Genomic DNA, 15,407 nt, shown 5'->3' with positions numbered 1-15,407 from the left:
GAAAAAACTCCTTTAATTCTGGGCTGAGGCGGATTGCGGTTGGCCGGCAAGGGCTGCATCTAGCTTGCCGACGAAGAGAGCCGCCTTGACCGGCGTTCCGGGGCGGGCCCTCTGGATTCCTTCGAGAATCACGCGGTCGCCGGCCTCAAGCCCTTTGCTGACCAGCCAGTTGTCGCCCACCGTCCTGGCGACCTGAATCACCCGCGGCTCGACCTTCTCCTCGGCGCCGACGACCATGACCATGGCCTTGCCGGCCGCGTTGCGCGAGACTCCCCGCTGCGGCACGAGGATCGCCTGCTCGTTGCTTCCTTCCTCCAGGATGGCACGGACGAACATCCCGGGGAGCAGGAGCTGTTCGGGGTTTGGGAAAAGGGTGCGCAGGGTGACCGATCCGGTACTCGGTTCGACGGTGACTTCCGAGAATTTCAGTATCCCCGGCAAAGGGTAGGCAGAGCCGTCCTCGAGGAGCAGACGGACGTCGGCCTCTGCGGCTCCGTCGCTGTTGAGCAGACCGCTGGCAAGGCTCTGTTTCAGGCGGAGAAGGTCGCCGGTGGACTGGGTCACATCCACGTACAGGGGATCGAGCTGCTGGATCGTGGCGAGGGGTTCGACCTGGCTGGCCGTCACCAGAGCCCCGGTGGTCACGGTGGAACGGCCGATCCGCCCCGTGATGGGCGCCTTCACCACCGTGTCATCGAGGTCGATGCGGGCGCTCTCGAGGGCCGCTCCGACGGCTTCGACGTCCGCCTTCGCCTCTTTGAGGGCGGCGCTGGCATCGTCGTAGTCCTGTTGGCTGACGGCATTAATTTCCACGAGTTGACGGTAGCGTTCTTCCCGCAGCCGTGCCGTGGAGAGATTCGCCTCGGCACGGGAGAGGGCGGCCCTGGCGCTGTTGTGCGCCGCGCGATAGCGAGCCGGATCGATCTGGTAGAGCACCTGTCCTGCCTTGACCTCGGCCCCCTCGGTGAAGAGGCGATTCTGGATGATCCCCCCCACTTGCGGCCGCACTTCAGCGATCCGGTGAGGAACGACCCGGCCGGAGAGCTCGGTGGTCAGCGTCACCCTTTCGGGGTGCATGACCAGTACCCCCACCTCCGGAGGACCGCTCGGCGGCGGCCCTGCGGCGGTCGTTTCTTTTCCACATCCGGTTGTGAGCAACATCAGGGTGACAGCAACGGCCGCCAACATTCCAAATTTGATTCTGCGCATTCGAGTCCTCTTTTCTGTGAATTTGGCCCCTCTCCGGGACAAGAACCCGGACGGCGGCAGGTGAATTTCCGGCTCAAAGTCTGATGGCATCCCAGGTCGCTTCCAGGCAGGCATCGACCAGTTTTTGATCCAGTTCAATGAAGTTGAAAATATGGTCCCGGACCAGGCAAAACAGAGGCCCGAAGATCAGGGCGCAGAGCACCGTATGGGGCAAAGGTTTGAGCATCCCGTCTTTTCGCGCCTCATCGAGGAGCTTTTGAAGGACCCCGGTATCATTATTGCCAAGAATCCGATCCCGACGGTAGGAGACGCCGAAAGGTGAATTGTAAAATTGTTCGAGAAAACAAAAATCCGTGGGGGACGCCAGGCTGTAGCGGACAAAAACCCGACTCACATGGAGAAACCTTTCCCGGAGGGGCTCCCCGGATGGAAAATCCTGCATGATCGCTGTCTGGAAGCGACTTTCCAGCTCCCTGTGCAACTCATGGATCAGGGACTCCTTACTCTCGAAGCAGCGGTAGATTGTTCCCATGGCGACCTGAGCCTGATCGGCGATCATCGACATCGGGGCGCCATGAAAGCCCTTTTGGGAGATCAGCACCAGGGCCGAGCGCAATATTTCACTGCGTTTTTCCGTTTGAGTCATCTTCAGGAACCTCCGTTTTCTGATCATCCCTCCAAGGGAATAAGCCTTCAGCCGCCAGGTCTATGTCGGCCACATATTCATAACTGACTAGTCAGTCATTTTAAGTGGAAAAAAATTATTCGTCTTGCCTTTTCAACCCGTCCCAGCAGGCATCAATGGTCAACCGGATGATCTCGTCGTCGATGGAAGTTCTGCGGTTGGCATGTTCCTTAACCAAAGAAGAAATGGGCCCGAAAGCAACCGCTTCCAGGCAGAGGAGAGGCACATCTTTGACAATCCCTTCTTTGCGGGCCAGAAGCAAAAGGTTGCGGATCGCCTCGTTCTCATCACGGAAGCTGCCGCCCCGTTCACTAAAGGGTGAAAAATGATATTGCTCCACAAACTTGAATTCGGCGGGATGTTCCAGGAAGTAGCGCAGGAGATTGGAAAGGATCCGCAGGAGACGCTCCCGAAGGGCCATGCTTCCAGGAAAATTCTCCAGAACCCGGCTGTCGATTTTCGACCGGACCTCTTTGAACAAGGCATGAATCAGTTCTTCCTTGGAGGTGAAATGGAAGAAAAGGGTGCCGCTGGCAACGCCGGCCCGCTTGGCGATAAGGGCCGTTGACGAACCGTTGAATCCCCTCTCAGCGAAGAGCTCCAGAGCAGCATTCAGGAGGGCCATACGCTTCTCTTCTTTTTTTGACGACATGGACCACTCCCTTACTGACTGACTGTTCAGTCAATTTATTCTTTTCCCAAGCTGCCGTCAAGAACAAAAATCTCTTTTGCTCCGTCGTCCCCACCACCTTCGACCTCCGGATCCCCCCGACCCTCCCTGAACGGCAAGAGCGCCGCCTCGACAAGAAATCGCCTTGCATCCGCCCTTGCCATCGCCTAATCTTTCAATCCTATGATGACTCTTACCTCCCCTTCCCGTCTCGCCTCGCACCTGGTCCTGTTCAGCGTGCTGGCCACCGGCATCGGCCAGTCCATGACCTTTGCCCTGCTGGCGCCGCTGGGGCGGGAGGTCGGACTGAAGGAAATTCAGGTCGGCCTGATCATCACCTGTTCGTCGCTGGTCTTCACCCTGGCCAGCCCGGTCTGGGGGCGGATCTGCGACCGCTGGGGGCGCAAGCCGGTGCTTCTGGTAGGGCAGTTCGGTTACGCCCTCGGCACCCTGCTCTTTGCCACGGTCTTTTTCTATGGCCTCAAGGGGGTGCTGACGGGGCTGACGCTCTACCTGTTGGTCATTTCCTCGCGGGTGCTGATGGCCTCGCTGATGTCGGCGGCGCCCAGCGCCGCCTCGGCCTATATCGCCGATACCACCACGGCCGGGGAGCGGGTGGCGGGGATGGGGCAGCTGGGGGCGGCCCGCACCCTGGGAGCGATCCTCGGCCCGGCCCTGAGCGGGCTCCTTGCCGCCATCGGCCTGCTGGCCCCGCTCTATCTCGCCGCCGGGGTCACGCTGACGAGTTCGATTCTTCTCGCCGTGGTGATGAAGGAACCGATGCGAACCGCCGCCCAGCGGTCCGCCAGGGTGAAACTCAAGCTTTTCGACCGGCGGTTTTTCCCCTTCATCCTCATCGGATTTTTGACTTTTCTCGCTTTTTCCATGGTGAGCCAGACCATCGGCTTTTATTTCCAGGACCGCTTCGTCCTCAGTGGCCAGGCGACGGCCCAGGGGCTGGGGATGGGGATGATGATGTCGGCGGCCATGTCCCTTTTTGCCCAGACTCTGGTGGTCCGCCGGACGTCCATGACGCCGCGCCGGCTGATGAACCTGGGTCTGCCGATCCTGCTCATCGCCTACCCGGCGCTCCTCCTGGCCGGCAGCGAGCCGGTGCTGGTGGCGCTGATGGGGATTCTCGGCCTCGGCCTCGGGCTGGTTTCCCCCGGTTTCACCGCCGGGGCCTCCCTGGCGGTCGGGCCGGACGAGCAGGGGGCGGTCGGCGGCCTGATCTCCGCCTGCCCGGCGGCCGGGTTCGTGCTGGGACCGTTGATCGGCACCAGTCTCTACCAGATCAATCCCGTCTATCCCGCCCTCTGCGCCGCCCTGCTCATGATCCCCCTGACGCTTTATGCCCGGCGGTTTCGGGACCCGGACCCGACCCGCTGAAATCCGGACTCATTCCTCGTCCGCCCCTTGTCAACGGCCGGGCGGCGGCGTAAAATCTTCCGGCACTTCTTCCCACAACGAAAGCGAAGACGATGGCCATACTCGAGGTCGACAATCTGCGCAAGGCCTACGGCCGGCTCGCCGCCGTCGACGGCATCTCTTTTGCCGTTGCGCGCGGCGAGTGCTTCGGCCTCCTCGGCCCCAACGGCGCCGGCAAGACCACCACCATCCGCATGCTCTACGGCTACACGCCCCGCGATGCCGGAGACCTCACCCTCTTCGGCCTCGCCATCGATGGTCACATCCGCACCATCAAGGGGCGCCTCGGCATCTGTCAGCAGGAGGATTCCCTCGACCCCGATCTCTCGGTGCGGGAAAATCTCACCGGCTTCGCCCGCTACTTCGACATCAAAAAAGCCGCCGCCGAAAAACGGGCCGGCGAACTGCTGCACTTCTTCGCCCTCGAGGGACGGGCCAAGGACAGCATCCGCATCCTCTCCGGCGGTCTCAAGCGCCGCCTGATGCTCGCCCGCGCCCTCGTCAACTCTCCCGACCTGCTGATTCTCGACGAGCCGACCACCGGCCTCGATCCCCAGAGCCGCCAGCTCCTCTGGGACAAACTCGCCGAACTGAAAAGCCAGGGGCTGACCATCCTCCTCACCACCCACTACATGGAGGAGGCGGAGCGCCTCTGCGACCGGCTGGTCATCATCGATCACGGCCGCATCCTCATCGAGGGGTCCCCCAAGGCGCTGGTGCGCCGGGAAATCGGCCACTCGGTGCTGGAGGTGGCCCAACCCGATGCGGCGGTGCGCGCCTTCCTGGCTAAAGAGAAGTGCCCCGTGGAGGACCTCGGCCATCGGCTGCTGGCCTACCTCGGCGACGGCGACGACCTCTTTTTGCGCCTGACCCGCCAGGTGCGCGCCGAAGGGTGCACCCTGCGCCCGGCCTCCCTGGAGGATCTCTTTCTCAAGCTCACCGGAAGGGAGCTGCGGGAATGAACTGGCCCCGCCCCTCGCAGATCAGCCATCGCACCTGGCGCGTCTGGCAGCGCAACTACAGCGTCTATTGCCAGACCTGGAAGATCTCCTTCATCCCGCCGCTCCTGGAGCCGATGTTCTACATCCTCGCCTTCGGTCTCGGCCTGGCGGTCATGGTCGGCGAGATCGACCTCGACGGGCGCATCGTCCCCTACACCGTCTTCATCGCCCCGGCGCTCGTTTCCGTGGCGATCATGCAGAACGCCTTCTTCGAAACCACCTACAACAGCTTCGTGCGCATGTACTACCAGAAGACCTTCGATGCGCTGCTGACGACGCCCCTCAATCTCGAGGAGATCATCCTCGGGGAGATCCTCTGGGCGGCGACCAAGTCGCTGATCGCCACGGTGCTGATGGCCTTCGTCCTCGCCCTCTTCGGCCTCTTCGATTTTCCCGGCGCCCTTCTCCTCCTCCCCCTGGCGCTCCTTGGCGGTCTCTTCTTTGCCGCCCTGGGCATGGTCTGCACCGCTCTGGTGCCGAATATCGAGATGTTCAACCTGCCGATCTTCCTCGGCATTACGCCGATGTTCCTCTTCAGCGGCACCTTCTTCCCGCTCTCCAATCTCCCCGGATGGGCGCAGCAGGTCGCCCAGCTCCTCCCCCTCACCCACCTCGTCGCTCTGGTGCGCGCCGGCACCCTGGAGATCCCCGATCCCACCCTGTGGCTGAGCCTCCTCTATCTCGCCCTCGCCTCAGCCCTCCTGGTGCCGCTGGCCATCGCACTGATGGTGCGGCGGATTGTCCGCTGATCCGGGGAGGGCCAGAGGTCGCTTCCGTCCAGTGGCGCCCCGACGCTCAAGGCTCGAAGCGCAACTGACTCTCCCGGCGGTTGAGATGCTCGGCCCAGATCGCCTTGAACGTCGGATAGTCATGCCCCCCGGGGAGGGAAAAGACATGGCTTTTTTCCAGGGCCTCCCCGAGAAGTTCAGGGCCGGTGCCGATCAGGATGTCGTTATTTCCATAACCGAGATAAAGGGGAGGATAGCTCCCGGGATTCGACGCATAAAGGTGCAGAAAACTCCAGATCAGGAATTGCCAGTCGTCAAACTGACTCTCTTCCGGCTGCCAGGTTCTTATCCCGCCGGCCAGCTGGATCTCTTCGCGAATCCAGCTCCAGCCCATAAACGGACTGGCCAGCATGACCCCGTCGATATCTTCGGGATGCTCCCGGATATATAACAGGCCTCCAAGCCCGCCCATGGAAAATCCCGCCAGCCAGATTTGCCGGTACCCCCGGGCCCGGGCGGGATCGACGATATCCTCCTTAAGCCGCAGGACGATCGTCTCGGTCTGGTAATAACCGAAGTGGGCATCCGGAACGACAATATCCAACGGCAGATTCCGCGACCGGACCTCTTCGATCAGGCCATATTCTTCAAAGTCCGTGTAGGCTCCGCCGATCCCCCGGAGGAAAACCAGCAGGATCCTGTGACCGGTGGTTTCTATCCGCCCGTATTCCAACACCGGCAAGGGGATTGTTGCTTTCGGAGCGCAGGCCGAGGAAAGGAGGAGGAAAACCAGGAGAGAGCAGCGAAAAAACATGTTCCGACGACACATCAAAACACCTCCCGGCCACGTCAGAAGCCCCCGGGCTTATCCCGGGAGGGGGCAGTAAAAAATGGCGGCGGATATCGCTAAAGACGAATAAATCCGCCAACCTTTCATTGTAAAATTTCTAACATACTCCCCCCCATCGTCAAGACGGCGCCGGGCAACGCGGGCGCGGCCCGCCTCTCCCTCCCCCGAATGCAATTTCCTCCTCCGAGTTTTCCATTGCCCCGGGGAAGCCGAATCAGCTACCCTGCAGGTCATGAATTCATGCGACCCCACCCCGAAGGAACGCCATCCGGCTCTGCGCTGGGCCCTGCTGGCCGCCGGTTTTGCCGCCGTAGTCCTAGCGGTTATCGGCATGGTCCTGCCGGTCCTCCCCACCGTCCCCTTTCTCCTCCTCGCCCTGGCCTGCTTTGCCCGCAGTTCCCCCCGAATCCACGCCTGGCTCATCGGCCACGCGTCCTTCGGCCCCCTGGTTCGCCCCTATCTGCAGGGGGGCGGGTTGCCCCGCACGGCGAAGGTCAGGGCCATCGCCCTCCTCTGGGGGAGCATCGGCCTCTCGGTGTTGTTTCTTCTCGAGGGGACCGGACTGAGAGTCCTGCTTCTGGCGGTCGCCCTCGGCGTCACCCTCTACCTGCTGTACCTCCCCACCACCCCACCGGAAGGAGCCAAGGCCGACCAATGAAACCTTCCCCCTACAAACCGATCCGCCGCAGGGTACTCCTTCCCCTCTCCCTGACCTTTGCCGTTCTATTCTGCACCTTTATCTACACCAACTACCAGATTCGCGCCAACCAGAACCTGATCGACATGCGCCACCGCTTCGAGGTGACCCAGGCCTTCAACAAGGAGTCTCAGGTTCAGTGGCAAACGCTGATGCGCAACATCATGGTCGAGATCACCCGCGACGAGCAGCTTCGTCAGGCGATGGCCGCCGCCGACAGTGCGACCCTTTACCAGCTCTCCCTGCCGCGACTCAAACAACTCTCCGAGACGCACGGGATCTCCCATTTCTATTATCATTTGCCGACCGGCTCGACGTTACTGCGGGTCTACAACCCCCAGGAGCTCGGCGGAAAGGTCGAACGAAACACCTTTTTGCAGGCAGCCCGCAGCCGGGAGTTTTCCTTCGGGCTGGAACTCGGCAAGATAGGGACTCTGACCTATCGGGGCGTGCAGCCATGGATCGTCTCCGGGAAGCTGATCGGCTATATCGAACTGGGTATCGAATTCGATTACGTCCTCGAGCAACTCAAGGCGATCGTCAAGGAAGATTTTCTCGTCACCGTGGAAAAAAGTTTTGTCGACCGTGAACAGTGGCGTCGGGGACGGGAGCACTTCGGACGGTCGCAGAACTGGGATATTCTCGAGGACAGGGTCATTGCCTACCAGACCTTGCCGGACTTCAACACCTCGGGGAAAATCCAGCTTTTGGCCGGAAAACACCCTTCGGCGGATGCCTTCAGCGAAATAGTGATCGACCAGCAGTCCTATCGGGTCAAGAATTTTCCCCTCCGCGACTCCGCTGACAGATTGATCGGCAATCTCTCGGTCCTGCATAACATCACGCTGGAAAAATCCCTCTTCCGGTCATTTATCTCAATGAATATGCTGGTGAGCGGAGGACTGTGTCTGGCGCTCTTTTTCTTTACATATACGGTGCTGGGGAGAATGGACCGACACTTGGCGATTACCCGGCAGCGACTCAATGACAAGGTGGCAAACCTCAAAAATGTGAACGCACAACTCGAGGGGGAGATCGGTCACCGTCGCAAGGCCGAATCGGAGTTACACCTGCTCAACGAAACGTTGGAAGAAAGAGTGGTGCAGCGTACGACAGCGCTGGAAGAGATGAACCGGGAGTTGCAGGAGAAACAGGCCACCATCCTGCACCAGGACAAGATGGCCTGTATCGGGCAACTCGCCGCCGGCATCGCCCACGATATCAACAACCCCGTCGGCTTTATCAGTCACAATCTGGTCATCCTCGATCGTTATCTGAAGCGCCTGAAACAGTTTGCCGACCTGCAGAATCTCCTGATCAAAGGTCGCGCCGATGCCGAGCTGAACACCGCCTGGGAGAAGGGCTGGAAGGACTTCGACATCCATGGTCTGTTTCAGGAACTGCCGATCATACTCAGCGAATGCCGCGATGGAACGGCGCGCATCAGCCAGACGGTTCAGAGCTTGCGCAACTTTTCGCACAAGGAGATTCCGCAACTCAAACTCACCGACATCCACCAATCGATCGAAAGCAGCCTTTCGATCATCTGTCATCAGCTCCGCAACAAGATCGAGGTCGTCCGCGATTACGGCCAAATACCCCGCCTCGACTGCTACCCCGGGCAGATCAGCCAGGTCTTTCTCAATCTCCTGATCAATGCCACCCAGGCCATTGCCGATCAGGGTGAAATTTCCCTTCGGACCTGGGCCGATGATCTCCGAATTTACGTATCAATCAGCGATAACGGCTGCGGCATCCCTGCCGACAAGCTCGAACGCATCTTCGAACCCTTTTACACCACCAAGGATGTCGGTGTCGGCACCGGTCTCGGCCTGAGTATCGTCTACGACATCGTCACCCGCCATCAGGGGAGTATCGAGGTCGTCAGCACAATCGGCGAGGGGACCACCTTCACCCTGAGCCTCCCTTTCAACGAAAAACCGACCCCAGGGGCAGAGACCGTGATTTCAGAAGACCCGACTCGGGCCGAGACAGGACATTGCTGTGGCTGAAAAAACAACCCGACTTCTTTACGTGGATGACGAAGCGGCCTATCGGAGTATCTTTTGCCGCGAAATGAGGGAGGATAAACGCTTCATGGTCGAGACGGCCGCAGACGGTCCGAGCGCCCTGCGCCTTCTCGAAAGCTATCGGGCCGACATCGTCCTGACCGACCTGGTGATGCCCGGCATGGACGGCATCACGGTACTTCAGGAAATTCACCGACGTTACCCCGAGATCTTCGTGTTGATCCTGACCGGCGTTAACTCGGCCCAGGAAGCGGTTCGGGCGATGAAGGCGGGCGCCTACGATTACATCCTCAAGCCTTTCGATGCGGCGATGCTGCAGATGCAACTGGAAAAAATCCTTCACCACCGGCTCCTGCTGCAAAGCAACGCGAGAGAGACCCAGGAACTCAATTTTGAACATCTGGTCGGACAGGACCCCGCCATGTTCGAGCTATTCGAGGGGATCCGCCGCATCGCGCCGACCAACGCCACCGTGCTGATTCGCGGGGAAAGCGGGACCGGCAAGGAACTGATAGCCGAAGCCATTCACGCCCGCAGTTCCCGCCGCGATAAAATGTTCGTCCCGGTCAACTGCGCCGCCCTCACCGAAAGTCTGATCAACAGCGCTCTCTTCGGCCACGAAAAAGGCGCATTCACGGGGGCCGCAGCGCGCCAGATCGGATTTTTCGAGCGCGCCACCGGGGGCACCATCTTTCTCGACGAAATCGGCGACATTCCCCAGCAGACCCAGGTCTCCCTGCTGCGGGTCCTCGAACTGGGGACCTTTCAACGGGTCGGCGGCACCGAGACGATTCAGGTCGATACGCGCATCATCTGCGCCACCAACAAGGATCTGGAAGGAGCCATCTCCGAAAAAACCTTTCGCCAGGATCTTTTCTACCGCCTTAATGTCGTCAGCCTGACCGCGCCGCCCCTGCGGGAGCGAACCTCCGACATTCCGCTCCTCGTCAATGTCTTCCTCAACAAATTCAATCGCCAAATCGGCAAGGAGGTCGCCTCCATCGACCCGGTCGCCCTGACCCGCCTCTGCGCCTATCGCTGGCCGGGGAACGTACGCGAACTCTCCAATGCCGTGGAGCGCGCGGTGGTTTTCTGTCCCGGCAGCCAACTGCGCCTCGAACATTTCCCCACCGAACTGCAAAAACCTCCCGCCGTCGATGAAGATTTCTCCCTCCGACTGCATACCAGCAACCTCCCCGAGATCGAAGCCGAAGTGATCCGCAAAGTCCTTGAGGACAAGCAGTGGAACCTGTCGCGAGCCGCCGAAGTCCTGGGGATTGCCCGGGGGACTCTGTACAGCAAGATCAAGAGTTACGGCATCGAAAAGAACGGACACTCACCGTCTGTTGATATTTGAACAACTATCGGCCAATCCGGAAGTCCCCGTGGCGGGGCTTCCGATCGGGCCCCCTGCCTCCCGGTTTTCCCCTGTTGAAATTTGAACAACTCCCCTGCCCTGGGAAAAATTCCTGTTTCTGGTGACTTACCCGTTACAACGATTTTTCACTGTCGATAATTGAACAATCCTGCCGAGCCCCCTCCCCCTGACCAAAACTCTTCAGCACGCCTAAGGTCCTGTTTTTATTGATTAATTTAGACAGTTAATATTTGGAGCCATAATTGCACTTCCTCCAGCCGAAGCGTACACCTTCCGAGCGTGCGTATGCACAGTCGCCACCTGTTGTGAGCAAAAGGCACAACACAGATCGTTGGCCGATGCGCGTTTTTCACCACGTCATTCCGGAGGAACGGATCAGCCAGGGGGGAGTCCCCGCAACCGGCTCTGAGCGTTCCTCCTTCCTACCAAGAAGGAGATAAAAATGGGTAAAAGGTTCTTGCTCAAACCACTTTTGGCCGGTCTGTTGATTCTGGCCCTGCTGATGGCCGGCTGCGCCGGCGATGACGGCGCGACGGGAGTTGCCGGATCTCCCGGGGTTGATGGTCAGGATGGCGCTGCCGGCACTCCGGGACCGGTTGGCGTCGGTCTCAATACTCCCGCCATCCAGACCCTGACGGTTGACAATCTTGTCTTCGGCAAAGATGCCGGCGGTTTTATCACCGCAAGCTTCGATGTCACCGACGGCACCAGCGCCGTGACCGGCCTGACCACCGCCGATTCGACCATCTACCTGGCCGGTCTGGTTCCCGGAACGGCTGCGACCGGTTCCGACGAATGGCAGTACTGGACGGGCGTAGACGACACGGCGCTGGTCGAAGGGCCTGCCGGCACCTATCTGCTGACCTCCAACAAACTCGACAGCGACGCTCCGGTGAGCACGACCACTCAGCGCGGCATCGTCCGCATGGGCAAAACCGGCTTCAACACCGTCGTCAGCAGCTACGACTTCGACATCGCCGACCCGGCGACTGCGGTCGCTGCCGGCAAGGACGTGGTCAACGACGCGTCCTGCAAGGAATGCCACGGTTTCGGCGTCACCATTCACAGCTATGGCCGCAACGACACCAAGACCTGCGTCGTCTGCCACAGCCCCAACTACAATGCCGATATCGCCGCCCATGAAGCCGACATGGTGACCATGGTGCACCAGATCCACACCAACAAGGCCGACATCCTCGGCGCGCTGCATGTGAGCGGTCACGGCGAAAACTGGCCGACCCTGGCCTACCCCGGAACCATCCTCAACTGCGCCAAGTGCCACAACACCGTGGCTCAGGCCGACAACTGGAAGACCAAGCCGACCATGGTCGCTTGTAATTCCTGCCATACCACGATCACCTTTGATGGGACGGCGTACGAAGGGATCAAATCGACCCTTGCCTTGCCGGTTGCCGGGACACTCCACACGGAAACGGACAATTCAAGCTGTGTTTTTTGCCACAATTCCACCAAAACTGCCGCTGACCACACTCCGGCCGCCAACGACGATGCCAGCCAGCGTCTGGTTGAAGCCGTCATTAACGACGTCGTCGTCGATGTCGACGGCGGCGTGACCGTCTCCTTTTCCGTGACCGAAGACGGCGTGGCAAAAACCGGCGTCACGACCTCCGGTACCTCCTTTACCCTGGCAAAACTGGTTCCGTCGACCGCTGTCACGCCGAGCTTCTGGCAGAGCTACCTGAGCAAGGCACGGACCAAGGATGCTGCCAAGGCTCCGGTCATCCAGGGACGGACCGAAGCGGCAGGGGATGGTGGGCTCCTCACCGATAACGGCGACGGCACCTATACCTACAAGTTCAAACTGCTCAACGCCGAAACCTTCAACCTTGACGCCACCGGCGACATCCGCACCATCACCCACGCCCACAACAACTCCGCCGACACAATGGGTATTTACGGTGCGACGGCCCTGCCGACCTTGGCCTATGCCGTGCCCTATGAGCCGACCCTGACCCATCGGGTCGCGATCAGCCTGACCGGGATCAAGACCAACACCTTCCTCGACTTCGTGCCCGACGGCGTCACCGTCGCCGAAACCCGCAACATCGTCAGTCGCGATGCCTGCAACAAGTGCCATGGCGACAGCAGACTGCACGCCGGATTTGCCCTCGAGTATTGCGTCGGCTGCCACACCCAGAACTCCTACGACCCGTTCTCCGGGCCCGCGGATCTCGGCGTTCTGGCCACCACCGATGCCGCACCCGCCGGTTCCTCTTCGGTGGAACTGGAGCGGATTATCCACAAGATCCACATGGGCAAGGACCTGGAAAAAGGTTTTGTCCTCAACGGCACTCACGACTACAGCAACATGCAGTACCCGAGCGGCGTGCCGTCCGACAACAGAACCCCCAAGGCATCCGACTGCAAAGTCTGTCATGACGAGTCGAATGCGGCGATGACCGAAGCGGACTTCTGGCGGTACGGGACCCGTGCCTGCGGCAGCTGCCATGACGGTGATGTGGCGACCGCGCACATCGATGCAAATACCGCTGAAGGGCGTGCTTCCTGCGTCCTGTGCCATGCACCGGGAAAATTGGCCCCTGTCGAAGAGGCCCATTACGGTATTCAATAAAGAATGGCTTTAAAGATCAGCTTCAAAACAAAAACCCCGCTCCGGCGGGGTTTTTGCTTTTTCCGATGGGAAAATGCTGGAGCCCGGAGGATGCCCCACCTCAAGAGCGCTGCCATCCCCTGACCCGGGTACGTATACCTCGTTGCGCACCGCCGCCAATCGCGGTATCCTCGTCCTTCCCGAACCCACCGAAGGACTTCACCCATGACGACCCAAAAGACGCCCCTCCCCTTTGCCGGCCACCCCCTGCGCGATGCCCTCTACGACGAACTTCACGCCCGCCCCTTCCAGTTCGTAGCGACCCCGCAACTCATTTCCCATCTTGCCTTCAAGGCGACCCCCGCCGAGCAGGGGAGAGCCCTGGATCTCCTCGGTGAGCTCTGTCGCCGCTACAGCGTCAACCAGCCGGGGCCGGAAACGGTCTCCTACCAGCAGGAGTTCGGCGAATTCACCGTCCGCTGGGACAAGCACATGGAATTTTACACCCTGACGGTGATGCGCGGTGCCGCCGTTGAGGCCGAGCCATTTCGCCACCCGGTGATCACCCTCCTCCCCGGGGACTGGCTCGCCGCGCTCCCCGGCGAAGCAGTGGCCGCCTTTCATCTGGCGGTCGACGGGGGGGAACTCCCCCTCGACGACGACGCCCTGACCCGCTATTTCGAGGGACAGCGCCTGGTGACCAGCGAGCCCAAGGGGGGGAAGGCATTTTTCTGCACCGCCTTCAAACTGCACAGCGACGGCTACGGCCGTTTTCTGATCCAGAACCGGGGGATTTCCGACTATCAGATGGGGCGCCTGGTGCAGCGGGTGATGGAGATGGAAACCTACCGCCTCTTCGCCCAGCTGTCGATTCCCACCGCCAAGCGCCTGGCTCCCGAACTCCACCAGATGGATTGCCAACTGGCCGATCTGCTGGCCCGGGTGCCGACCATCGACACCGGAGAGGAGGAGCGGACCCTGATGCAGCAGCTCTCCATCCTCTCCACTCGCCTCGAGATCTACCGCACCGAAACCAACTACCGCTTTTCGGCGACCCGCGCCTATCACGACCTGGTGCTGACGCGCCTGAAAAACATCCGCGAAATCGAGGTCGAGGGGCACATGACCGCCGCCGAATTCATGACCCGCCGCCTGACGCCGGGCTTGCGGACCTGCGAATCGGTGCAGAACTGGATGGAGGACCTCTCAAGACGGATCGAGAGGGCCGGCGACATGCTGCGCACCCGGGTCAATCTCACCCTGCAGGAGCAGAACAAGGGGTTGCTCAGCGCCATGAACCGCCGCAGCCGCCTGCAGTTCCGCCTGCAGGAAACGGTGGAGGGGCTGTCCGTGGCGGCGATCAGCTACTACACGGTCGGCCTCCTCGGCTATCTCCTCAGCGGCCTCCCCCTGGAGGCCTGGCATCTGCACAAGAATGCCGTTCTGGCCCTCCTGGTCCCCCTGGTCCTCGGCACGGTCTGGGGAGTGACCCAGCGGATCAAACATCGCATCCACAAGGAACCCCTGTGAGGAAGCGAAGGGGAGTTTAGCCGCCGGCACATTTTCAGGAGAACCGCCGGGGAATTTCTGCTACTGTGGGAACTTCGAAACAGCCCTCCTTCCCAGTCAAATAAAAGGACAGATGATGACCAACAACGATATATTGCGCCGCATCCGCTACATCTTCGACCTGAGCGATTCGAAGATGATTTCCGTCTTCGGCCTGGCGGATCATCCGGTTACGCGGGAGGAAATCAGCGACTGGCTTAAAAAAGAGGACGACCCCGCATACAAGGTCTGTAGCGACACCCTCCTGGCGACATTCCTCAACGGGTTCATTATCGACAAACGGGGAAAAAAAGAAGGGAAAAAGCCGGAACCGGAGAAACGCATGACCAACAATCTCGTTTTTCTGAAATTAAAAATCGCCCTGGACCTGAAAGCCGACGATCTGCATGAAATAATGAATCTGGCCAAGTTCAGCATCGGCAAGCACGAACTCAGCGCCTTTTTCCGCAAACCGGATCATAAAAATTACCGGGAATGCAAGGATCAGGTTTTACGCAACTTTCTGAAGGGCCTGGAACTGAAATACCGGCGGAGCGATTCGCCTGAGGATGGGCGTTAGGTCGGGCGGTTTCATGACAGAGAAGCCTTGT

At 60.2% G+C, this 15,407-nt stretch carries 13 protein-coding genes; 9 read left to right on the top strand and 4 right to left on the bottom strand.

What is annotated here, in order from left to right; translation table 11 throughout:
* Positions 1-12: 12 nt before the first annotated feature.
* From DSOUD_RS04405 to DSOUD_RS04395, 3 genes are all read right to left on the bottom strand, one after another.
* On the bottom strand, positions 13-1,209 hold the full coding sequence (locus DSOUD_RS04405) for an efflux RND transporter periplasmic adaptor subunit (protein WP_053549870.1): 1,197 nt from the start codon (positions 1,207-1,209) through the stop codon (positions 13-15).
* 73 nt (positions 1,210-1,282) lie between these two features.
* A complete protein-coding gene (locus DSOUD_RS04400; RefSeq protein WP_053549869.1) occupies positions 1,283-1,855 on the bottom strand; it encodes a TetR/AcrR family transcriptional regulator in 573 nt (190 codons plus the stop codon).
* A gap of 115 nt (positions 1,856-1,970) precedes the next feature.
* Positions 1,971-2,546: a TetR/AcrR family transcriptional regulator gene (locus DSOUD_RS04395; protein ID WP_053549868.1), complete on the bottom strand. Its 576-nt coding sequence runs from the start codon at positions 2,544-2,546 to the stop codon at positions 1,971-1,973.
* Between the two features lie 201 nt (positions 2,547-2,747).
* On the opposite strand from DSOUD_RS04395, the gene DSOUD_RS04390 reads away from it, so the two are divergent.
* From DSOUD_RS04390 to DSOUD_RS04380, 3 genes are all read left to right on the top strand, one after another.
* Positions 2,748-3,953 (top strand): MFS transporter, encoded by a 1,206-nt coding sequence (locus DSOUD_RS04390; protein WP_053549867.1) that lies wholly within the window; start codon positions 2,748-2,750, stop codon positions 3,951-3,953.
* A gap of 92 nt (positions 3,954-4,045) precedes the next feature.
* Positions 4,046-4,954, top strand: a complete 909-nt coding sequence (locus tag DSOUD_RS04385) for an ATP-binding cassette domain-containing protein (RefSeq protein WP_053549866.1) — start codon at positions 4,046-4,048, stop codon at positions 4,952-4,954.
* A complete protein-coding gene (locus DSOUD_RS04380) occupies positions 4,951-5,742 on the top strand; it encodes an ABC transporter permease (RefSeq protein WP_053549865.1) in 792 nt (263 codons plus the stop codon). The genes DSOUD_RS04385 and DSOUD_RS04380 overlap by 4 nt, the downstream gene beginning before the upstream one ends.
* 46 nt (positions 5,743-5,788) lie before the next feature.
* Here DSOUD_RS04380 and DSOUD_RS04375 read toward each other — a convergent pair whose 3' ends face one another.
* Positions 5,789-6,550 carry an alpha/beta fold hydrolase gene (locus DSOUD_RS04375; protein ID WP_198300363.1) on the bottom strand — a complete coding sequence of 254 codons (762 nt, stop codon included), beginning with the start codon at positions 6,548-6,550 and terminating at the stop codon, positions 5,789-5,791.
* 253 nt (positions 6,551-6,803) lie between these two features.
* Between DSOUD_RS04375 and DSOUD_RS04370 the strand changes: the two genes are divergently transcribed.
* The 6 genes from DSOUD_RS04370 to DSOUD_RS04345 all read left to right on the top strand — a co-directional run bounded on the left by DSOUD_RS04370 (position 6,804) and on the right by DSOUD_RS04345 (position 15,376).
* On the top strand, positions 6,804-7,229 hold the full coding sequence (locus DSOUD_RS04370) for a YbaN family protein (RefSeq protein WP_053549863.1): 426 nt from the start codon (positions 6,804-6,806) through the stop codon (positions 7,227-7,229).
* Complete coding sequence (locus DSOUD_RS04365; protein WP_053549862.1) at positions 7,226-9,280, top strand: ATP-binding protein; 2,055 nt, start codon at positions 7,226-7,228, stop codon at positions 9,278-9,280. Before DSOUD_RS04370 ends, DSOUD_RS04365 begins: the two co-directional genes overlap by 4 nt.
* Entirely contained in the window at positions 9,273-10,655 is a 1,383-nt protein-coding gene (locus tag DSOUD_RS04360) for a sigma-54-dependent transcriptional regulator (RefSeq protein WP_053549861.1), read from the top strand. Before DSOUD_RS04365 ends, DSOUD_RS04360 begins: the two co-directional genes overlap by 8 nt.
* Positions 10,656-11,118: 463 nt before the next feature.
* Positions 11,119-13,269, top strand: a complete 2,151-nt coding sequence (locus tag DSOUD_RS04355) for a multiheme c-type cytochrome (protein ID WP_053549860.1) — start codon at positions 11,119-11,121, stop codon at positions 13,267-13,269.
* Between the two features lie 204 nt (positions 13,270-13,473).
* Positions 13,474-14,778 carry a DUF3422 family protein gene (locus DSOUD_RS04350; RefSeq protein WP_053549859.1) on the top strand — a complete coding sequence of 435 codons (1,305 nt, stop codon included), beginning with the start codon at positions 13,474-13,476 and terminating at the stop codon, positions 14,776-14,778.
* Between the two features lie 115 nt (positions 14,779-14,893).
* The gene (locus DSOUD_RS04345; RefSeq protein WP_053549858.1) at positions 14,894-15,376 is read left to right on the top strand and encodes a YehS family protein; all 483 of its coding nucleotides are present in this window, start codon (positions 14,894-14,896) and stop codon (positions 15,374-15,376) included.
* The last annotated feature ends 31 nt before the right edge of the window (positions 15,377-15,407 follow it).

This window comes from Desulfuromonas soudanensis, from assembly GCF_001278055.1.
GTDB lineage: Bacteria > Desulfobacterota > Desulfuromonadia > Desulfuromonadales > WTL > Deferrimonas > Deferrimonas soudanensis.
This window is presented reverse-complemented; position numbering and strand designations above follow the sequence as displayed.